Below are 21,543 nucleotides of genomic sequence, written 5' to 3' on the forward strand. Positions count from 1 at the left end.
ATGGATAAAATCAGACGTTTTTTTAGATTTCTAGTTTTATTAGTTTTTACACTTATTGTTTCTGTATTGCCTGACTCAGATAACAAAGTATATGATGTTGCGCTTGTAGAAATAGATGATGCAGCCGTTCCTCTTTCAAGTGGAGAATCCGTTGTCCTTGTGCTTAGGAAAAGTGAAGGAAATAAAGACGAAGGCTCTCCTAGTAGTGTTGAAATATCGGAAACAGAAACACCGGGTACTGAAACTGATATTACGAGCGAAACCGATCAGGAAACTGATATTACGAATGAAACCGATCAGGAAGCTGAAGAGTTTAGTTTCGACAATATAAATGGATCATCTATAAAAATTCCTGCAGGGACATATGATTTAAATAATGAAATCGTTTATTTGGATAAGTATGTTTCGATAAGTGGAGCAGGGTCTGATAAGACTATACTAAAGAATCTTTGTATAATTGCACCTTATGGTATTTCCATAGAAGGTTTGACAATGGATGGAGGAGTGACAACATCGCTCCGCTCTGAAGTTGGTGCTAGAATTGATAGAAAAGCACTTGTAGTGATTCCTTATGTGAACGATGGAATCAAGATATCATATAAGAATGCAATATTTTGTAATGCTGACTATGTATCATCTATTTATGGCACTGGCAGTATAGTTTCAGACAGCGCTGAAGGATGTACTTTCTATAATATAAGCAGAGTTGCCATTTTACATAGTATAAATTCAGAAAATTCAACTTATAAAAATAATACTTTTTATAATATTGGGGATTCGGCTGTAAAAAATGAAGCTGTTTCGGCTTTATGGATAGGTGATGTAACAAATAATACTAATACACAGTCGGCAGATTTGACTATTAGCGGTAATAAATTTAATGACTTAATAACAGCAGATGATCCCGATTTTACCAAGCATGCAATTAATGCTAACTTCATAGCTGTTCGTGCAGCTAAAGCGGTTATAGATGATAACAAAATTTCGGGTACGCATGGATTCGGCGATGATAGGGAAGCTTTGTATACCAAAGTTAACAAACTTACAATTACCAATAATACTATTCGAAATGGAGGATATGGAGAGGGATATATAACCTGTAAGGGACAGGGAAAACATGATGACTATGCTATAATCAGCGGAAATAAACTCTATGGAGATTTTGGTTCAGGTATATTCTTATATGGACCGGGAGAAGTATCTGATAATACTATTCAGATAGATAACTGTCCGGCAGCAATTTCCTGTTTTCAGGAGGAAAATTCAAATTACAGTAATACACTGACAGTTTCTGGTAATACTATAAAATGTAATCCGGGCTATTATTATCTGAACGGAAGTATCGCCGGTACGTATGCGATAAAGACAGCTATAGATGTATATCCAAGTGGTTGTGATGCCTATATAGAGAATAATACAATTATTAGCGACAATCCTAATGGTTTATGGCAGTATGCCATTGATGCCCCTTGTACTGTTAAAAATGTTACAATCAGGAAGAATACTATCAATATAGGCGGCAAAAATTCAGTTGGTATTTTTGTTCATGCGTCAGGAAAATATGCTTCTTCCAATAGCAAAGCAGCTATAGATGTTTCAGCGAATACAATTAATAGTGGCAGTTTTGGTATTAATATAACGATGCTAAATTCATCAGCAGCCAGTACAAAACGTGAGTATAAAGTTAGTCAAAATATTATAAATATGAGTACGGTTATGAGTAAGGCAGTCTATGTCAGTGGCGGCGATGGAAATAATGATTCACTGGAATATCATATTAATAAGAATTCAGCTGTTAAGGTATGGACGAATGCTGCAAAGATATCCGGGGATACATCATATGTGATTAGATGATAGATTAAGTAATTTAAATAGCTATATTCCTTTTGATGTAAGAGAGAGGGAGAAAAAGTTTTAAACGGGAGTAGGATTTGACTGAAAACAGAAAGAGAAATGCTGCGATAAATTTTCTTACCGCAACATTTGGTAGCGTAATTAATTCAATATTGACCTTTGTTTCAAGAACGGTATTTATTTATTCACTGGGAACTTTATATAACGGTGTAAATGGTTTATATACAAATGTTCTTGGAATGCTGGCCCTTGCAGAGCTTGGAGTAGGCCAGGCTATTAGCTTTAACCTTTATAAGCCCATTGCGGAAAATGATACAAAAAGAATTTGCGCAATTATGAATTTCTATAGAGTTGCATATAGAATAATTGCCGGGGTTGTATTTGTATTGGGAATGGTTTTGGTCCCTTTTCTTAAATATCTGATAAAGGGTGCTGAAGGCGTTGATCATCTTGAACTATATTATCTTGTTTTTCTTTTTAATACGGTATCTTCGTATCTTTTAGTATATAAATCAACTCTGGTTGAAGCAGATCAGAAAAAATATCTGATAAATAATATTAATACAGTTATTAAGGCTGCAACAACAATTGCACAAATAATCGTGCTTTTAATCTTTAAAAACTTTTTGGCTTACCTTGTAATTGGTATGGTTGTACAGTTTGTGGGGAATATATATATAAATTATTTTTGTGACAAACGGTACCCATATCTTAAAGGGGAGAATAATGAACATCTTTCTGATAGCGAAAAGAATTCAATATTTACGAAGATTCGCGCTTTGATGCTTCATAAGGTGGGCGATAAGGCTGTAAATCAGACTGATAATATAATAATTTCATCATTTATTAATATCACATCAGTAGGACTTGTAGCTAATTATTCTATGCTGATGAGCTTCATTAATTCGTTTATTATTTCATTTTTTTACAGTGCTTCTGCTGCAATAGGTAATATCATTTCAACAGAGGAGAACAGAAGCTATGAGGTTTCTAAAAGATATGATTTTTTAGGCCATGTATTATACGGTTGGTCAACTTTATGCTTGTATTTTTTACTTACCCCGTTTATCACATTGTGGATAGGACAGGATAAAACTATTGATTCAGTGACCTGTTTTCTCATTTGTATCAACTTTTATTTTGTAGGTATAAGGGTGCCATTAAGCATAGTAAAAGGAGCTGCAGGTCTTTTTGAACAGGACAAATGGGTGCCGCTGTTGCAGGCATTTACTAATTTGCTTGTTTCAATTGTTGGCGCGAAGTATTTGGGGCTTATAGGTGTATATATAGGAACTTTGGTTAGTAGTTTATTTCCGCTAATTATTCGGCCAATTATCATATATAGGCACATTTTCAGGCGATCCAGTAGTATGTATTTTATGGAAATGCTAAAAAGAATTCTGCAGATGAGTGTTTGCTTTATCATCCTGTCGTTTCTGTTTATGCATATTTCGTTTTCAAATTTGATCATAGAACTTGGATTCAGACTTATATGCTGTACAGCACTTATGACTGTTGTAGTGTGGGTCGTATATCATAATAAAGATGAATTGGAATATCTGATTCATGTATTTAAAGAGACAAAGAGCAAAGTAGAAGAGAAACTACATTTTGCTAAATAGGTGTTAATGATTTGAAAGTACTAATATATCATTCTTACGTATTTCTGGGCGGGGCTGAGACAATTTTACGGTCCCTGACGGATTATCTGGTGAAAAAAGGCTACGATGTCACAATAATGGCAACGCCCGGTAAAAGAGAAGAATTTAAGATGGCCTTTGATCCCAAGGTTAAATGCATTCGTTCAAGATTACCAAAAAGGTATATGGGCGAAAATCCACTTCTTAAGCTTATAGATACCTTTTGTCGAAAGGTGTATAGGCTGTACCCTGTATCATATTTGAAATTACACAAATATGATGTTGGTATAGCGTTCATGGAAGGCGCTATAACGAAGGAAGGCGTAGCAATTAAGGCAGATAGAAAATTTGCATGGGTTCACTGTGACTGGCGCAAATACTATCATAATGAACCTTTCTATCAGGAATATTATTCTGGAATAGATGAAGAATTCAGAGTTATGAAAAGCTACAATAAAATAGTATGCGTTTCAGAATCTGCCAAAGAAGGAGTAATTGAAACTGTCGGAGATACCGGTAATCTTTGTGTTTGCTACAATCCTATTGATTGGCGTGAAATTAGAGAAAAAGCAAAAGAGTCCTGCCCGGTTGAAAAGGATAGCTCCAGACCATTAATAGTAACAATTGGCAGTTTGGGAAAGGTAAAGAATTATAATATTTTACTGGAAGCGTGTCGCAAGCTTAAGGGAGATGTACCATTTGACGTTTGGATGATTGGTGGTGGGTCGGAAGAACAGTCTTTAAAACAATTTGCCATTGATAATGAGCTGGATAATATACATTTTCTTGGATATCAACAAAATCCATTTAAATATTTGGCTCAGGCAGACCTTTTTGTGAGTACTTCTATCAGTGAGAGTTATGGACTGGCAGTACAGGAAGCATTTATTCTTGGGGTTCCCGTAGTCGCAGTAAAATGTTCGGGAATAGAAGAAGTATTTGATATGCGATTTGGAAAGCTAATTGATAATTCGGAAGAAGAGTTAGCGAGTACGTTAAAAGAAATAATGAGTAATCAGCAGGTATTGCAGGATTTTCATAAGGCAATTGTAAATAACTTTGAAGTAAGTGAGCTTTATGAAGGCAGGATGGAGAGTATTTGCAATTTGTGGGAGGCTTAAAGAACTGAATTTAGTGGAGGGGAAACAATAATTTTGAAAGATAAGTTAAGGGGGATAAAAAATACATTAAAAAGGGTTTTGGTTAAGGCTGTTTATAATGTTGAAAAACATTTTGTTCATGATGTTGTTGAAATGGACGAAAGTAAAGCCTATCAGATACTTGAGCAAAGTGACCCCAGGACTCATGGCAGTTGTATCACTAATAATCAAATTGAAGACACTCGTAAATACAATTTGAGGATAGTTGTGCCTGCCTATAATGTTGAAAACTATATTGAAGAATGTATTGATTCTGTTTTGAAACAAAAAACAGAGTATAAGTATCAAATATATATAGTCGATGATGGTTCTACTGATAATACATTGTCTTTATTATCAAAATATAAAGATTATTCTAATGTATTAGTTATTCATAAAGATAATGGCGGCGTTGCCAGTGCCAGAAATGAAGGCCTGAAGATAGTAGATGCAGATTATGTGATGTTTTTGGATTCGGACGATTATCTCCCTGACAACGCTATACAGGTTCTGCTTGAAAATGCATATAGTAATGATGCTGATATTGTAGAAGGTGCGCAGATAAGAAAGCTTGCAGATAAAGATATTAAAATCGCTGCCACTGACTATGTTAGATTGGCTAAAGGACCTACCGAATTATTAGGTATGCCCTGGGCGAAAGTATTTAAAAGCAAGATCCTTGATAATATCTGTTTTCCTGAGAAGCTGTGGTATGAAGATACTGTATGCAGATTTATTATGTTTGAGAAAGCCAAAAAGATTCTGCTTATAAATGATGTTGTGTATATGTATAGAGTCTTGGATAACAGCCTATCCCATGGTAAATCTAAAAGTATAAAGAATATAGATACCTACTGGATTCTGGAAATGCTTATGGAGGATAGAAGTAAACTTTGCTTACCTTTTAATGATGAATTGTTATTGATGTTGGAAAGACAGATAATAATAAATCAGACCAGAATAGATTGCTTAGATGATAATATACAAAAATCTATATTTGTTCTTACAGGGGCGTTATTAAAGAAGTATTACACGGATGATAAAGTATTAAGAAGTAACTGTAAGGCTTTACAATTGATTGTTTCGGGTGATTATGGGGGATATAAATCATATTGTAAAATGAAAAAATATTTTATCTAAGTTAAAAGCTTAAATCTGCTTGCATGGAGGATATAGAATTGCTTAAACATTATATTGAGCGAGCCAAAATTCATAAAAATCCCATTCTGTATTGGAGAAACAAAGGGGTGATGATCGGGGAAAGATGTTCTATCCACCCTACAGCTAATCTCGGCTCTGAAGCATATTTAATCAGCATAGGAAATGATGTGAGAATTAATGAGAATGTTATCCTTTATACACATGATGGTGGGGCCTGGGTACTTCGTCATATGTATAAGGATTACAATGATGTTGATATGTTTGGCAAGATTAAAATCGGTAATAATGTGCATATTGGTACAAGAGCTATTATTATGCCGGGCGTGGAGATAGGAGATAATTGCATTATTGGGGTTGGAGCTATAGTTACAAAAAGTGTTCCCAGTAATACCATTGCAGCCGGGATTCCGGCTCGCGTTATCGAGACTATAGATGAATATGTTGAAAAGAACAAACAAAGATTTCTGCATACGTCAAAGATGAGTAGTGAAGAAAAGCGAAAATGCCTTGAAAATTTCGATTGGAGCTATAAACATACAGCATTGGATTTACGTTAATTTATTGCTGTGAATAATTCTTTTACGGTATTGATATGTGTGAGAATAAGAGAGATGACATCAAAAAAGGTTTGATTTCAGTTATTGTTCCTATTTATAACGTTGAAGATTATTTAGAATATTGTTTGGATAGTATATTGGCTCAGACATATTCTAATCTTGAAATTATTTTGATAGATGATGGATCAACTGACCGGTCGTCGGAAATATGTGATTTATACGCGGAAAAAGATAGAAGGATTACTGTAAGGCACCAGACAAATAAAGGAATATCGGGTGCAAGAAATGCTGGAATAGAGATTTTTTCCGGAGAGTATATATGCTTCATAGATTCTGATGATTATATTCATCCAAGGTATGTAGAATATCTTCATTCGTTATGTGAAAAGAATAATTGCAGTATTGCAATCTGTAATTATTTGGAGGTATATGATAACAAAGCAGATTCTGAATTAAAAAATGATTCTTTAGCGAAGATATATAGTGGAAAAACGTTACTGGGTGAGTATTTTGGTACGTCTCATGTTTCAATCGTTGTACCGTGGAATAAACTGATACGCTATGATGTAGCCAAAGATGTAAGATTTGAGGAAGGTATTATATATGAGGACGAGGCTACGACTTTTAAATATATCTATAGCGCTGAAAGAATTGCTTATTCAGATAATATATTGTATTTTTATAGGAAACGCAAAGATAGTATTACAGGTAAACGATATGGTATAAAGAATCTTGACAGATTAGTGGGATTTGAAAAAAGAATTGCATTTTATGAAGAGAAAGGGGAAGAAGAGTTAGTTTTAAAGGAGTATAAGTACTATTTATCAGAACTGTTGATAACGTATTATAAAGTATATTATATGATTGATGATAATACGGAAATCTTGAAAATGCTAAAAAAGAGGTATAAAAAAGCATACAATAGAGATGAAAATAGGAGTATACCAAAAAGTAGAAAGTGCTTGTTTTTTATTTGCCAGTTTTTCCCGCTTATATATGAAAGGCGGAGACTTTTGGCAGGAAAAGATAAAAATCTCAGTGCTAAGATAAGCAAGATCAAAAAAGCAAGTTAGAAAGGAATTAGTTGAATGTATAAAAATTTATTCGAAATAGATATAATTCGATGCTGTAAAGTGCTTTACAAAAAAGCGAAATTTATATTACTGATAGCAGTTTTGTTTTTTGTAGCAGGATTTGCCTTTACGCTGGACATAGGAGAAGATCAGTATACTGCGAGGGCAACAGTATATGCTGCCCCGGAAACTACATATAATGATGCAGCCAATGCTGTTACAGCCATGAATGCATATCTGGATGTTGCAAGTTCTTATAAGGTATGTCAGAGAGCAGCACTTATTATTGGACGTAGTGATTTTGATGCAAATGATATTCAGGAAGCAATTGGAGTTACTTCATCATCAAAAAGCACATCAAATACCATCATAAGCTTTATGGCTACATCAGCGACTATAATTACCTTTGCGGCAACGACGAATGATCCGGAGCTTTCTATACAGGTTGCGGATGCAATGGCAAAATCATACACCATAGAAATGACTGAAATACTTTCAAATAAGTCGGTTAAGCTGCTTGATAATGCTGATTCAGCAGATATGACCAGAAATGCGTCTCGCAGTGCCTGGAAAAAGCGTCTCCTCGCGATGTTTGCCGGTTTTGTTCTTGCATGCTTTGTCATTGTAATTACTGAGATATTTGATAATAGAGTTCGTAGTATCAGAGATGCTACAATCAGACATGAGTTGCCTGTGCTTGGAATTATTCCAGAAAACAAGCATTGATTGGAGGGATGATTTTGAACCGGTTAGAGATTTATAAAAATGATAATTATGTATTAAATGATGCATTTGATCAGGCAGTAATGAATATTTATATTCTAAAAAGACAAAATGGCTACAAATCCTTTCTTATGTGTGGATGTGAAGCCGGTGACGGAACAACTACTGTCGCTATTAATTTAGCAGCTGCTCTTGCAAGCTCAGGCTGTAAGACTGTTTTGATTGACGGCGATATGAGAAAGAAAAACAGCTATAAGAGATTAAATGAGTCTGTTACCTTTGGTCTTTCGGATTATCTTTTAAACAGAACGTCAATTGACAATATTATTTATGAAACCACTACAGAAAACCTGTATTACATTCCATGTGGAGAGTTGATTGATAATCCAACCAGACTTCTTTGCTCTTCAAAGATGGATGAAGTGCGAAATAAGCTTTCCATGGATTATGATTTTATAATTTATGATATGCCTGCTGTAAATGCTGCGACAGATGCCAAAGTAGTTGCTGTCAGTGTGGATGCGGTTGTTCTGGTATCATCCATGGGAAAGACTTCAAAAAAAGGAGTCGTAGATGCTGCCAATGCATTAGTAGAAATAAAGGCAAATCTGGTAGGCACAATTATAAATAAATTAGATATGAAGCAGTATGCATCATATAATGAGAATTATGATTATTTCCGTAACGAAAAGTATGTAGACAAGAAACGTATTAGCAAAAGAAAGAATAGTGATTGAATATGATGATGAAAAGGAAATATAAATCAATTATTAAAAATCTGGTATCATTTGCTGTTTTATTACTTTTGATTTGTAGTAATGGTTTAACAGCGACTGCTACTGTGACTGAGGCAACAGCTGAAGGCCTTGAACAGGGGGATGCGGCAGAGGAAGGTTTTTCACCTAAACAGGCATGGATTGATCTTAGCGAGTACTCCATTGAAAATGGTCTTTTAAGTCCCGGTGAGGAAAATGTATTATCTTTAAAAATAAAGAATTTGAGCAAGCTTTCAGCTGCAAGAGGAGTATCAATAAGTATCTCCAATGATACAGGTGCGGTTTATCCTGCCTATGGTACAGATAATCAGGTTTATGTTGGAAGAATCGAACCTGAAGCTGAACAGACGGTTCAGATCCCGCTTATGGTTAGTGCAGAGCTTTCAGAAGATAAGGTAAGTCTTAAAGTTTCGGTCAGCTTTGTAAGTAATGATTCGCAGTATGATAATTCATTTTCAATCGTAATTCCTGCGCGGGGTGAGGCGACAATACGTGTCAGATCTCTTGAAGTTAACCAAAGCGCTATTATTGGCAAAAAATCATTGCTTAGCATAACGATGTATAATAACGGGCAGAAAGATGTTAGCGATGCAAGACTTGTTATAACCGGAAATGTTTCAGAAGACAGTAAAAATATAAAATTGGATACATTGAGTGCGCTTATGAGCCATTCTGAAGATGGTCAGATTTCCTTTACGGAATCCGGTGAGCAGACTATAGATGTTAAGCTTGTATATTCTTATAATGGTATTACTACAGAACAGAATATTGGTAGTTATGTAGTTTCAGTTAAGCAGGATACAGGAGTTTCAGAAAATGATTATGTATTTGACCCTGTAATCAAGAGTGTAGGTAAAATGGTGGCGGCTCTTTTTGTTGCTGTTGCCGGCATTCTTTTATGCATATATATAGTAAAGCACGACTAAATAATTTGGACGTCCACTAATTCGTGATATATTCAGGGAAGTTACTGTAATATGAAGAATGATGATAAGTTGGTTTCAATAATAGTGCCTTCATATAATGGTGAAAAGTACATAGGAGAATGTCTTGCATCACTTATTAATCAGTCATACAAAGATATTGAAGTAATTGTGGTAGATGACGGATCCACGGACAAAACCTTCGAGGTAGCCAGTGAATATGCTTCAAATGACAGGCGCATAAATGTGTACAGAAAGAAAAATGAAGGTGTATCGTCTGCCAGAAATTACGCATTGGAATTAATTAAGGGCAAGTATTGTGTGTTCGTTGATTCTGATGACTTTATTGCAGACACAGCCGTTGAAAAAATGGTAAATGCAATTGAAACTGATGGGACGGATTGGGTTAATTGTCAATATCATAAAGTGGATGGTAGCGGAAATGTAGTAGGCAATTCCCATTTTTTGACTGGCGTTAAGAATATCTCAGATAGTCATAATAAGTTCGTTTTTCTGCGCGATTGTATAACAGAACACAGAATAGGGTATGAAGTATGTCTTAAGCTTTTTAAAACTGAATTAATTATGAAGCATGGTATAAGATTCGATCAGTCCTGTTTCATGGGTGAAGATCTTAAGTTCTGTATGTCATATAGTTTGTTAGCGAACAATATTTCCTGTATAGAAGATTGTTTATACTTCTACAGGTTTAGAAACGAATCAGCCATGAACTCGGTTACATCATTGAAAGCATTGTTTGAGCAAAGACTCCATATTGTTAAGGATTTTCAGCTACTGTTTTGTGAGAGCTTTCCTGTAGAATATCAAAGAAAGTATTATCAGATATTTTATAAACTAATGGTACTTGCCCTAATAAAGTTTACTCCGAAGGAAATATCTGTTATGGCGGGCAAAGCGACAGAATACAAATATTACAATGCTATGCTGTCAGAAGCTATTGCACACAAAAAAGACTTTTATGATTTTTACACCAAAAGTACAGCGATGTTCTTTTGGAATATTGGTTACTATATTTGGACTCAGTTAAATCACAGTATTAGAGGCAAAATCTATTTTTTTGGATACAATTTTTTAAGAAAACTGGCGGGAAAATGTGCTATTGATCAATGGAGGGAAGGATAAAGCTTTGTCTGATAAACATGCTTATCTGATTATGGCTCATAGTTATTTTGATTCATTGAGGTGTCTTCTAAGTGCAATAGATGATGCGAGAAATGATATATATCTGCATATCGATAAGAAAGCAACAAATGTACAAATTGAAGAGATCAAGACATGGGTAAAAGAGGCTGCCATATTTATTGTGCCAAGACTATCACTCAGTTGGGGACATTCAAGCATTGTAAAATGTGAGCTGATGCTTCTGGAGCAGGCAACTCAGAAAGAAAATTATCATTACTATCATCTCATTTCAGGTGTGGATTTTCCTTTGAAATCCCAGAATGAGATACATGATGCTTTGAGAAACAGTAGTGATGAATATATTTCTTTTTTTTTAGATGGGGATCAGGGGCGAACATTTATTAAAAGAATAAAGTATTATTATCCTTTTATGAGGTTTGAAGGAAAAGCCAATCCCAAGGGCACCGGCTTATCGGACAGAATGATTCGCAAAATTAGATATATTAACAGAGCATGTGTCGAAAAGCAGGAAAAGCTTGGAGTAAACAGATTAAAGAAATCAGAAGGAATGACAATAGTAAAAGGGGATCAGTGGTTTTCCATCACAGATGACCTGGCCAGATATTTTATAACCCGGAAGAAGCAGATTATGAAAATGGCTTTTATGACAGATTGTCCGGATGAGATTGTTCTGGCGACAGCTGCATATAACTCCATATTTAGAGAGAGATTGAGTGGTTATAGCCTTAGAAAAATTGACTGGAACAGAGGCAGACCTTATGAATTTAGAGATACAGACTTGGATGAATTGTTAGCTTCAGGAGATTTTTTTGGAAGAAAAATTATCTATGAAAAAACACCAGGTTTAGTGAAGGCACTTATGGAAAGCATTGACATAAAACCAATAGATTATGTAAGTGCTATTACTGAGGAGAGATACTAGATTATGTTTGTCAACAAGGTGAAGAATTTTAAAGAGGGGATTATCCTGAGACTCTATCATGATCTTAAATGGATATATAGCTTCTTTAGGGGATATCTTTTACGAATATTATTATATGCCGGTATTGAAATTATTCATATGACCGTGGATTTTACAATAACATTCCAGATAGGAACGGTTGTTGATTATGCGTTGGCTGACGATTTTGCCATGGTTTTGAAGCTTGCATTGATGTATGTCGGCCTTTTTGTGGTTAATGCACTTATTAGTATTTCATCAAATAGATGCGCTGCATGGAATTACAATTCTATGCAGGCTTTTCTGGTAAAAAAAATCTATAATAAAGTTGTTCATGCAGATTGGGAAGATCTGACGAAATTTCATTCCGGGGATATTATTACCAGGATGAGTAATGATGCCAAGATCCTGTCAAATAATGCAACGACTTTTCTTACAACGATTCTCACAAATGCTCTTTTAATGATTGTTTCAACTATAGTTATTTTAATAAATGATGCAAGTATGATTGTGGTAGTCATTATTATTGGCCCAATTATTATGGTTGCATCAAGAATCTTTATGAATAAAATTTATGATTGTCAGGCTGCGATTAAAAGAATCGAGAGTAGTGAAATGTCCTACAATAAGGAGACTTTTCATAACATACAGGCCGTAAAAGCCTTTGGACTTGCGGATGATTTCTATTCAAGAATTGAAAAATTTGAAAAAGATCGTTATCGTGCAGACATGAAATCAAATCTGTTTTCACTTTTGTCATGGGCGGTGACTTACTTAAGCGGAATTATTTCGGCAATTATACTGGTATCATGGGCATATTACAGGGTAAATTCCGGAGTTATGACCGCCGGTGCACTTACGGTAGTTGTAGCTATGTCGTATAGGATAGCCATGTCTGCAAAGCTTATTTTAAATCAGATTCCCACAGCTCTTCAGATAGCTGTTTCCACGGAGCGTATTCAGGAGATACTGGATATTCGCGATGAAGAAGATATTAAAAGTCCGTCATTTGACAAGCTTGCGGCGGATGGAAAAAATAGCGGAATAGCAGTTTATGTAAGAAATATGTCATTTGCATATAAGAAAGGAAGACAGATATTCAATAATGTATCTCTGGAAGCACATCCCGGAGAGATAATTGCTCTTGTAGGACCTTCAGGTGAAGGTAAGACAACAATGCTCCGGATACTTCTTTCTATTTTACAGATACAAAATGGTGAAGCATTTGCCTGCGTTGAAGGAAAAATGGATAACAGGCTTGCGCTTTCAACAGAAACGAGACCGCTTATCGCTTATGTTCCGCAGGGGAATACGATGCTATCCGGAACAATTGAAGAAAACATGAGACTTATAGCTCCCGATGCTACTGAAGAAGAGATAATTGATGCTCTAAAACAGTCCTGCGCTTATGATTTTGTTCAAAAGCTTCCGGACGGAATACATCATAATATTGGTGAGAGCGGTATTGGATTCTCTGAAGGACAGAATCAAAGACTGGCAATAGCCAGAGCTATTCTGAGAAAAACACCTATACTTCTGATGGATGAAGCGACATCTGCATTGGATGTTGCAACTGAGCGCAAAGTTATAAATAACATTATGAAAAAGGATAGTAAAAGAACCTGTATTCTTACAACTCACAGACCCAGCGTTCTTTCGACCTGTGACAGGGTGTATAGAATAAGCGATGGTAGTGTTGATGTGATTGGAGAAACTGAAATACAAAAGCTAATGAATGAGTTCTGATTTTTGCAACCTGATTGAGTATTTTCATTTCGAATGGAGCATTAATGAACGAGAATATTTATGTAACAAGGCCAAGTCTTCCGCCTTTAGATGAGTATGTTGAGTATCTTAAGCAAATTTGGGACAGTAGAAATCTCACAAATATGGGAACCTTTCTGAGAGAGTTTGGATCAGAACTTTCTGATTTTTTGGGAGTTGAAAAGTGCCTTCCGCTCTGTAATGGTCATATGTCACTGGAACTTTTATTACAGGCATTTGAATTAGATGGAGAGGTGATCACCACACCCTTTACTTTTGCATCTACAACACATGCAATTGTTAGAAATGGGCTTACTCCTGTATTTTGCGATGTAAAAGAAGATGATTGTACTATCGATCCTGCAAGAATAGAGGAGCTTATTACGGATAAAACAGCGGCGATTGTTCCGGTTCATGTATATGGAATGCCTTGTGATGTTGAAGAAATCGACAGAATTGCCAAAAAGCATGGACTAAAAGTTATTTATGATGCCGCTCATGCATTTGGGGAGAAGATAAAGGGGAAGGGCATTGCTTCATTCGGCGATGCTTCAATGTTCAGTTTTCATGCAACAAAATGTTTCAATAGCATTGAGGGTGGATGTGTAGCGCTTAATAATGAGTTACTGCTACGAGTTTATCAGTTACATAATTTCGGAATAATGGATGAAGAAAACGTGGAATTTGTCGGGGCTAATGCCAAAATGAACGAGCTTCAGGCAGCTATGGGATTATGTAATCTTAGATATTTTGAAGATAATAAGAACAAAAGAAAAAAGCTGTTTGATCTTTATATGGATTATTTATCAGAAATTGATGGTATTTCAATATTGAATTATAAAGAGGAAACAGTTGATTATAACTATAGTTATCTGCCTGTTTTTATAGATGAAAAGAAGTTTGGAATAGGTAGAGATCAGGTTCAGGAGCTGCTTAAAGAAAAGAATATTTATACCAGAAAGTATTTTTATCCGTTAGTAAGTGATTTTAATTGTTACAAGAACAGATTAAGTAAAGGAAATACTCCCATAGCACAAAAGCTATCCGGTCAGGTCTTGACTTTACCTCTGTATTCAGATTTAGCAGAAAGTGATGTTGATAGAATTTGTAATGAAATAAAACAAATTAGGCGGAGTATATAGAAAGATGGATATAAAAGTAAGTGTCATAATTGCTACATATAATCATGAAAAATATATAGCGCATACGCTTGAAAGTGTTGTATTGCAAAAAACAGATTTTGCTTTTGAGGTCATTGTAGGGGAGGATTGCTCATCTGATAATACTGCCAAAATTGTTCTGGAATACGCTGAGAAATACCCTGATATAATTGTCCCTTTGATTAGAGAAAAAAACATGGGAATGTCAGGCAACACATCAGATCTGTTAAGACATGCAAAGGGTGAATATATCGCTATGATAGAAGGCGATGATTATTGGATAGATGAGAATAAACTCCAAAAGCAGGTAGATTTTCTTGATGCACATAAAGACTATGCAGCCTGTTTTGGATTGTGTCAGATGGTTGATGAGAATGAGATTCGTCTGAAAGAGTTGGAAGTATATAGTGGCTTTAAAAAGACCGGTGGGGAGTACACGATAGAGGACTTTGAGACTTATTTGCTCCCCGGGCAGACTGCTACATCTATGTATCGTACCAGTGGATATAGGGAGATTCCCAAAAAGATAAAAGAATTAAATATAGATGTAAAAGGATTGATTGATAGGCATTTAGTATTGTTTATGCTCTCCATAGGCAAAATGTATGTGCTCGGCGAAGAAGTTTCAGCATATAGATATGTTCGAACAGCCGGATCAGGTTCTTGGTCGTCTAAGAATGATATTTATAGCTTTGACTCAATAATGAATTATCTTAAACTTTTGAAGAACCTGGAAATAATAGCTAAAAAACTAGGTTTACCACTCAACTTTGACAATAGAAGAAAAATAGAAATAAGAAAATTGGTTGCGAACAGAATAAAGTTTTCAAAAGAGGAATATGCAAATATTCGAAAACTGATTATTTCTGAAAGTAATAATAAACTAAGTATAATTATTAGTTTAATAGGAGGGAAAGTAGTTCATGGAAAAACTGTTATTTTTAGGAGATAATACACATTGTGACAAGATGGTTTTAGCTGCTAAAGCGAGAGGAATATTTACAATTTTGTCTGATAATAAGTCTGTAGAGGAATCGAAAACAAAATTGCTTGCGGACGAATATTGGGATATTAGTGTTTTAGACATTGACGCTCTTGAGACCAAATGCAGAGAATGTGGTATTACAGGTGTTTTATGTGGTGCCAGCGAGATATGCATGGGAGCTGTCAGAGAATTGTGCAAGAGATTATCCCTGCCATTTTGGATTAGTGACAAGGCATGGGAGTATACAAATGATAAAGTAAAGTTTAAAACGGCATGTAAAGAATGCGGATTGCCGGTTGCAACCGAATATGATCTGACAATAGAATTTTTGGAAGATGACTTAAACAAAATTGAGTATCCTGTCGTGGTAAAACCTTCAGATGGATGTTCCAGCATTGGTATGCATATTTGTCATAATGAAAATGAATTGAGGCAGGGGTATGAGGATGCTTATGAACATTCAACAATAAAGAAGGTTGTTGTTGAAAAGTATTTTACAGGAAGAGAGACGGCTGTTTTCTATGTATTTTCAGATGGAAAGCCCTATTTATTCCGCGCAACTGATACGATTGGAATTAAGGAAGACGGAAATCCAATAGTTTTCGCGCAAGAACCGTCCAACTTTTTGGATGATTATGAATCTACATGGAAAGAGCCAATGGAGAAACTCTTTTCTTTTATTGAATGTAAAGTAGGATGTGGTATTGTTCAATTAATTAGCGATGGAAAAGAAACTGTAGTTATGGAAATGAACTATAGACTTCCGGGAGGTCATAATGCAAATGAACATATATTGCATAAACATATGATTGATGGGGCGTTGGGAATTAAAACATGTAATGAACAGGAATTTGAGCCTAAAGTAAATAATACAATCTGCACTTATGCATTATGGTTGAAGCCCGGGAAAATTAGCACAATAGAAGGTGCTGAAGAAGTTCGAACAAAATTAGATATAGTTTCGTTTCAACCTTTTAAAAAGGTGGGAGATGAAATAGATGCCGGCTCCGGAATGAGAAGGATTTTTTCATATATATCATTTAAAGCAAATAAGGATGAATTTGCAGACTGCGTAGATATGATAAATAAAACGCTGAATATATATGATGAAAATGGAAATGACATGGTCTATAAATATCAGTATAAATGATTTGTTTTTGAAAAAAGGTGGGTACGGTGTATGAAACTGGGAGTAATGCAACCCTATTTTTTGCCATATATAGGATATTGGCAATTGATAAATGCAGTGGATGAATATGTTTTGGTTGATAATTTAAATTATATAAAAAACGGATTTGTTAATAGAAACTTTATCATAATGAATGGGGAGCCTTTTAGATTTGGTATTTCTGTAAAAAAAGCGTCGCAAAACAAATTTATAAATGAGCATATTCATGGGATGACTGAAAGTGAAGTTAATAAGTTACTGGAGACATTGCGAACTGCGTATGCTAAAGCGCCATATTTTGAAGAAACATACAATCATGTAAGAGGAATTTTAGAGTTTGGATTAACGCCGGAAGGTAGGAATCTGGCTGATTTTCTTATATATTCAATAAGGGTAACGGCAGATAAGCTTGGCATTAAAACTCCTATTTTGCGTTCGTCTACTGAAGTAAAACTAGATGGTGAATATCGTAAAGAAAAACTCGTTGTTGCGTATTGTAAGAAAAGAAATGCTGACGAGTACTATAATGCAATAGGCGGAACTAAGTTATATTTTCAGAATTACTTTAGGGAAAATGACATTTCTCTTAAATTCGTAAAAACAAATGAAGAGTTAAGATATAAGCAATTTACGGATGACTTTGTTCCGAGTCTATCTATTTTAGATGTAATGATGTTCAATTCACCAGAGCAGATTAAGGATCTGTTAGGTCAATTTACTTTGATTGATGGCTATGAATCATTTGAAGATTACGAGAAATGCATAGAGAATAATGGATAAAAAATGGCAGATATGCTTGGATGGTATCAGATATGAAAAAGACCGTACTTTTATATATCATATATGGTGGATTGATTTTTGGTGGACTGTTTTTCTTTTTCACGGTTTTGAATCCCCTGGTTGTATATGACGCTGACGATTGGACTTACATTGGTATAATTAGAAAACCTATTCCTATAATAGGCGGATGGAATCCAACCAGAGTTTTCCCGGAAGTATTCATGCCATTAGTATCGTATTTTGGTGTTTATATAATAATGCCTCTGATTCATAATTATTGTTTCTCGTTAACTATTGCACATGCCTTATTTAGTAGTGCACTGATAGCTTTATATTTTGTAGTATTTTCATTGCTTCTTTATAAGAAAAAAAGGGTTTCGGCACCATTAAGTATCTTATATGGTATCCTTTTTGTGGTATTACATTTTATTATGTATATTCATAAAGGGAATAATAATCTTCTTTTGCTATGGTCTATTAATCTTACCTGTTTTTATTTTTATATCTTATCAGCCGTTATTAATGCAATTCTTGTTATGGTTTTTATGATTTATGGTGGAGTTAACGCATTCTTCCATAATACCGGAATTATTGAGAAAATATTGGCTGTCATCTGCATTTATTTTGCCATTAATTCTAATCTTTTTTCATCTGTAATACTGGCAGCGTATGTTGGAACAGAGTTGATTATTGAACTGTTTTTGGTGATTCGTAATGGGAATTTTCATATAAAAGAATATGCCGGAAAAAATATCTTTAGCTTGATTTATTTAGTCTGCTGGATTGCGTCGAATTTATTGGAAACTACAGGTGGAAGAGCCGGGGATATAGGTAAAGGTGTATTAGCAAACCTTATTAAGACAATTTTACTTGAATTAAGCAGTGTTTTTATTATAAATATATTCATTACCATATTTGCTGTTGTTGTAGGTATAGTTTGGTTAAGAAAGCATCAACAAAATAGTAGTGCAGTAATAAAACTATTGCTATATATCGCATTAACTGTTTCTTATCTTATTCTTTTATCGGCAAGCTCAGAGCCGACCTATATTATAAGACCGGAAGTGAATATAAGCGTAGCTTTTTATTTGCTTTTGGGACTGATATTAGCCTTTAAAGAACTGGTATTGATAAATAAACAAAATTTTCGACTTGTTTTGATTTTAGCAGGATCAGTATTACTATTGTTTATTGATCCCGGGAAAGTATTTCTTTCGAATAATTATTCGAATATTTCTTATGAACAGTGCGAAAATCTGGCAGATGATATTATCAATCAATTTAAATCTGCCGAAGAAAATGGTTTGACGGAAATGACACTTATAGTTCCCAGCTATGAGGATGAAGGTAATTGGCCTCTTTCTGATTTTGCAGGTGAAAGAATAGCAAATACCTTATATAACCATGGAATTACAAAATCATTTATTTCGGTTAACAATTATATTGCATCTGAAGAAAAGAATGAATATTTTGGTATTAATGGTTATGGTGATAATGAACGTCTTATGGAAGCATTTACACAATTTCCTTTTTTGTTTAATAGGTGATTATGTATTCTATTATGAGGACAGGTAATGATTTCTGTAATAGTACCAATATATAACGTAGAAGAATTCATAGATAGAAGCATTAACAGTTTGCTTCAGCAGACATATCATGACTATGAGCTTATTCTGATAGATGACGGATCACCGGATAATTGCCCGGGGATTTGTGATGAATGGGTAAAAAAAGATAAGAGAATAAAAGTAATTCATAAGCAAAACGGAGGACTGTCATCTGCGAGGAATTGTGGAATTGAGAATGCAAAAGGGAGGTTTATTATTTTCCCTGATCCGGATGATTTTGTGGAGCCGAATTACCTGGAAAAACTATTGGCAGTACGAAAGGAGTACGATGCTGATTTAAGTATTTGCGAGCGCTTTCATATTAATAAAGCATTGGATGAATATAAAGGCGTATTTGTAATGGATACGGAGGCTGCACTTGAAAAGCTAATGAAGCCGGAATACTATTGCGGTTTTGCATGGAATAAGCTTTTTGATCTTGATGTAATTAGAAACAATAATCTTCGTTTTAATGAAGAACTTGGCATGGCTCAGGATCTGCATTTTTGTGTCAGGTATTTTCAATACTGCAAGAAGATTGCGTATGATACTACACCGCTATACCATTATTGTGTTGATACAGGAGGAGTCACATCGGGAGATACACCGCTTACTCCAAGAAAAATCAGCGGGTTACTCACATATAAAAAGATTGCCGAAATCGCTCATGATAAATACCCAAGAGTAGAGGAGATATCATACAGTTCTTTGTGTAAGCTCTGTTTGAAATATATGGTTATATATTATAAGTTCAAAATGAATTCAAAAGAAATGCTGATAAATATAAAAAAGGAGTTCTGCGAGTTCAGAAAGATATTTTATCGTTGTGATGCGTATAGTGCTGCAGATAAAAGGTTCGCAAGGCTTGCTGTTATACATCCATATCTGTATTATACAGCCAATCGTATTGAATGGCATATAACACATTTGATAAATGGCTGATTGAATTACTGGTTTGGATAATATGATTTTGAATATCCATTAAGGGAGGTGAAACCAGGTCTGTGAATGAGCAATTTTATAAGGTGTTACATAAAGCAAGGGTTAATAAACTTATATATTTTTGTGCTAGAAATTATGCTGTAAACAAAGGAAGTAATAATATACAATCAATGGATGTATCTACACTTAGGAGTGATGCCGGTAGCAGTTGTATAGTAGATAGGCCTGATGATTGGTTGAAATATGAATATGATTTAGATGTTATTGTTCCTGTATATAACACGGGAATATTATTAAAAAAATGTCTTGATTCTATTCTTGAACAGTCCACATCGTATCAATACAGAATACTTGTTGTAGATGATGGTTCTACTGACCCCGATACTATAAGGTTTTTAGATGAATATGAAAAGTATGACAAAATTGAAATTTTTCATACAAAGAATGGCGGATTACCTGCGGCCAGAGATTATGCTATAGCAAGATCAAAGGGGAAATATTTTACATTTGTTGATTCGGATGACTACTTATATGAGAATTCCATCGAGCGCATGATGAGTGTAGCGGTTAGTGAGAATGCTGATATTGTTGAGGGCGGATACAATAATATTTCCTGGGACGATAAAATAATACATACATATAATCATAAAAACGGGATTTTGGAAGAGCTTTATGGATACGCATGGGGGAAAGTTTATTCAAGAGAGCTTTTCCATAGAATAGAGTATCCTCTATATGGCTTTGAAGATTCTATAACAGAAACTATATTAAAGCCTATTGCAAATAAAATAGTTGGAATATCTGATATTGTCTATGCGTATCGAAGAAATAGAAAGAGTTTATCCTATGTTATGCAGGGAAACGATAAAAGCATAGACTCGTTTTGGATAACTCATCAAATAAATAAAGATAGAAAACAACTGGGATTGGTTAACGATCAACAATATTATGAATATATGTTAAGGGTTATTCAGCTCACATTTAGAAGAAATATTCACTTGAAGGATGAATATCAGATGGATCTATTTGATCGTTTTTGTGCTGAAATGAATGATTTCAAGGATTATAAGACTAATAACTCATTATATAGTGATTTGGAATTGGCTATAAAACAACACAACTTTTCTTTATATAAATTGTGGAATAAAATGCATATGTTTGAATGAGAATTTTGATAGAGGTGCCGA

General features: G+C 34.7%; 19 protein-coding genes. All 19 read left to right on the top strand.

The annotated features are described in order from the left end of the window. The 19 genes from G608_RS0100780 (at nucleotide 1) to G608_RS0100870 (ending at nucleotide 21,522) form a co-directional block, all read left to right on the top strand. The gene (locus G608_RS0100780) at nucleotides 1-1,854 is read left to right on the top strand and encodes a right-handed parallel beta-helix repeat-containing protein (protein ID WP_026494395.1); all 1,854 of its coding nucleotides are present in this window, start codon (nucleotides 1-3) and stop codon (nucleotides 1,852-1,854) included. Between the two features lie 77 nt (nucleotides 1,855-1,931). Next, entirely contained in the window at nucleotides 1,932-3,476 is a 1,545-nt protein-coding gene (locus G608_RS19420) for a lipopolysaccharide biosynthesis protein (RefSeq protein WP_051208661.1), read from the top strand. Between the two features lie 11 nt (nucleotides 3,477-3,487). Beyond that, nucleotides 3,488-4,615: a glycosyltransferase gene (locus tag G608_RS0100790; RefSeq protein WP_026494396.1), complete on the top strand. Its 1,128-nt coding sequence runs from the start codon at nucleotides 3,488-3,490 to the stop codon at nucleotides 4,613-4,615. 33 nt (nucleotides 4,616-4,648) lie between these two features. Further along, nucleotides 4,649-5,773, top strand: coding sequence for a glycosyltransferase family 2 protein (locus G608_RS0100795; protein WP_026494397.1), 1,125 nt, complete (start codon nucleotides 4,649-4,651; stop codon nucleotides 5,771-5,773). Between the two features lie 38 nt (nucleotides 5,774-5,811). After that, nucleotides 5,812-6,351: an acyltransferase gene (locus G608_RS24220; protein ID WP_304412471.1), complete on the top strand. Its 540-nt coding sequence runs from the start codon at nucleotides 5,812-5,814 to the stop codon at nucleotides 6,349-6,351. 35 nt (nucleotides 6,352-6,386) lie between these two features. Next, on the top strand, nucleotides 6,387-7,424 hold the full coding sequence (locus G608_RS19430) for a glycosyltransferase family 2 protein (protein ID WP_051208662.1): 1,038 nt from the start codon (nucleotides 6,387-6,389) through the stop codon (nucleotides 7,422-7,424). A 15-nt stretch (nucleotides 7,425-7,439) separates the two neighbouring features. Further along, entirely contained in the window at nucleotides 7,440-8,150 is a 711-nt protein-coding gene (locus G608_RS0100810; RefSeq protein ID WP_026494398.1) for a YveK family protein, read from the top strand. Nucleotides 8,151-8,164: 14 nt separating this feature from the next. Next, nucleotides 8,165-8,884: a CpsD/CapB family tyrosine-protein kinase gene (locus tag G608_RS0100815; RefSeq protein WP_026494399.1), complete on the top strand. Its 720-nt coding sequence runs from the start codon at nucleotides 8,165-8,167 to the stop codon at nucleotides 8,882-8,884. Nucleotides 8,885-8,886: 2 nt separating this feature from the next. Then, on the top strand, nucleotides 8,887-9,849 hold the full coding sequence (locus G608_RS0100820; RefSeq protein ID WP_155833190.1) for a hypothetical protein: 963 nt from the start codon (nucleotides 8,887-8,889) through the stop codon (nucleotides 9,847-9,849). 51 nt (nucleotides 9,850-9,900) lie between these two features. Beyond that, nucleotides 9,901-10,989 (top strand): glycosyltransferase family 2 protein, encoded by a 1,089-nt coding sequence (locus G608_RS0100825; RefSeq protein ID WP_026494401.1) that lies wholly within the window; start codon nucleotides 9,901-9,903, stop codon nucleotides 10,987-10,989. Nucleotides 10,990-10,993: 4 nt separating this feature from the next. After that, nucleotides 10,994-11,932 carry a beta-1,6-N-acetylglucosaminyltransferase gene (locus tag G608_RS19435; protein WP_155833191.1) on the top strand — a complete coding sequence of 313 codons (939 nt, stop codon included), beginning with the start codon at nucleotides 10,994-10,996 and terminating at the stop codon, nucleotides 11,930-11,932. Nucleotides 11,933-11,935: 3 nt separating this feature from the next. After that, nucleotides 11,936-13,696 carry an ABC transporter ATP-binding protein gene (locus G608_RS0100835; protein ID WP_026494402.1) on the top strand — a complete coding sequence of 587 codons (1,761 nt, stop codon included), beginning with the start codon at nucleotides 11,936-11,938 and terminating at the stop codon, nucleotides 13,694-13,696. Between the two features lie 44 nt (nucleotides 13,697-13,740). Continuing rightward, nucleotides 13,741-14,856 carry a DegT/DnrJ/EryC1/StrS family aminotransferase gene (locus G608_RS0100840; RefSeq protein ID WP_026494403.1) on the top strand — a complete coding sequence of 372 codons (1,116 nt, stop codon included), beginning with the start codon at nucleotides 13,741-13,743 and terminating at the stop codon, nucleotides 14,854-14,856. Nucleotides 14,857-14,860: 4 nt separating this feature from the next. Further along, nucleotides 14,861-15,826: a glycosyltransferase family 2 protein gene (locus tag G608_RS22060; RefSeq protein ID WP_051208666.1), complete on the top strand. Its 966-nt coding sequence runs from the start codon at nucleotides 14,861-14,863 to the stop codon at nucleotides 15,824-15,826. After that, complete coding sequence (locus G608_RS0100850; RefSeq protein WP_026494404.1) at nucleotides 15,798-17,009, top strand: ATP-grasp domain-containing protein; 1,212 nt, start codon at nucleotides 15,798-15,800, stop codon at nucleotides 17,007-17,009. The genes G608_RS22060 and G608_RS0100850 overlap by 29 nt, the downstream gene beginning before the upstream one ends. A gap of 30 nt (nucleotides 17,010-17,039) precedes the next feature. Continuing rightward, complete coding sequence (locus G608_RS0100855) at nucleotides 17,040-17,807, top strand: WbqC family protein (RefSeq protein ID WP_026494405.1); 768 nt, start codon at nucleotides 17,040-17,042, stop codon at nucleotides 17,805-17,807. A gap of 32 nt (nucleotides 17,808-17,839) precedes the next feature. Next, nucleotides 17,840-19,354: a hypothetical protein gene (locus tag G608_RS0100860; RefSeq protein WP_026494406.1), complete on the top strand. Its 1,515-nt coding sequence runs from the start codon at nucleotides 17,840-17,842 to the stop codon at nucleotides 19,352-19,354. A 27-nt stretch (nucleotides 19,355-19,381) separates the two neighbouring features. After that, nucleotides 19,382-20,356 carry a glycosyltransferase family 2 protein gene (locus G608_RS22065; RefSeq protein WP_051208668.1) on the top strand — a complete coding sequence of 325 codons (975 nt, stop codon included), beginning with the start codon at nucleotides 19,382-19,384 and terminating at the stop codon, nucleotides 20,354-20,356. Between the two features lie 62 nt (nucleotides 20,357-20,418). Next, nucleotides 20,419-21,522, top strand: coding sequence for a glycosyltransferase family 2 protein (locus G608_RS0100870; protein WP_026494407.1), 1,104 nt, complete (start codon nucleotides 20,419-20,421; stop codon nucleotides 21,520-21,522). Nucleotides 21,523-21,543: the final 21 nt, after the last annotated feature.

Source organism: Butyrivibrio sp. WCD3002 (genome assembly GCF_000424265.1).
GTDB lineage: Bacteria > Bacillota > Clostridia > Lachnospirales > Lachnospiraceae > Butyrivibrio.

What these genes read in the sequence shown, in the direction of transcription:
- G608_RS0100780 (WP_026494395.1), top strand. Translation starts at nt 1, where the DNA reads ATGGATAAAATCAGACGTTTTTTTAGATTTCTAGTTTTATTAGTTTTT.
- G608_RS19430 (WP_051208662.1), top strand. Translation starts at nt 6,387, where the DNA reads ATGTGTGAGAATAAGAGAGATGACATCAAAAAAGGTTTGATTTCAGTT.
- G608_RS0100810 (WP_026494398.1), top strand. Translation starts at nt 7,440, where the DNA reads ATGTATAAAAATTTATTCGAAATAGATATAATTCGATGCTGTAAAGTG.
- G608_RS0100820 (WP_155833190.1), top strand. Translation starts at nt 8,887, where the DNA reads ATGATGATGAAAAGGAAATATAAATCAATTATTAAAAATCTGGTATCA.
- G608_RS0100825 (WP_026494401.1), top strand. Translation starts at nt 9,901, where the DNA reads ATGAAGAATGATGATAAGTTGGTTTCAATAATAGTGCCTTCATATAAT.
- G608_RS0100835 (WP_026494402.1), top strand. Translation starts at nt 11,936, where the DNA reads ATGTTTGTCAACAAGGTGAAGAATTTTAAAGAGGGGATTATCCTGAGA.
- G608_RS0100840 (WP_026494403.1), top strand. Translation starts at nt 13,741, where the DNA reads ATGAACGAGAATATTTATGTAACAAGGCCAAGTCTTCCGCCTTTAGAT.
- G608_RS22060 (WP_051208666.1), top strand. Translation starts at nt 14,861, where the DNA reads ATGGATATAAAAGTAAGTGTCATAATTGCTACATATAATCATGAAAAA.
- G608_RS0100850 (WP_026494404.1), top strand. Translation starts at nt 15,798, where the DNA reads ATGGAAAAACTGTTATTTTTAGGAGATAATACACATTGTGACAAGATG.
- G608_RS0100855 (WP_026494405.1), top strand. Translation starts at nt 17,040, where the DNA reads ATGAAACTGGGAGTAATGCAACCCTATTTTTTGCCATATATAGGATAT.
- G608_RS0100860 (WP_026494406.1), top strand. Translation starts at nt 17,840, where the DNA reads ATGAAAAAGACCGTACTTTTATATATCATATATGGTGGATTGATTTTT.
- G608_RS22065 (WP_051208668.1), top strand. Translation starts at nt 19,382, where the DNA reads ATGATTTCTGTAATAGTACCAATATATAACGTAGAAGAATTCATAGAT.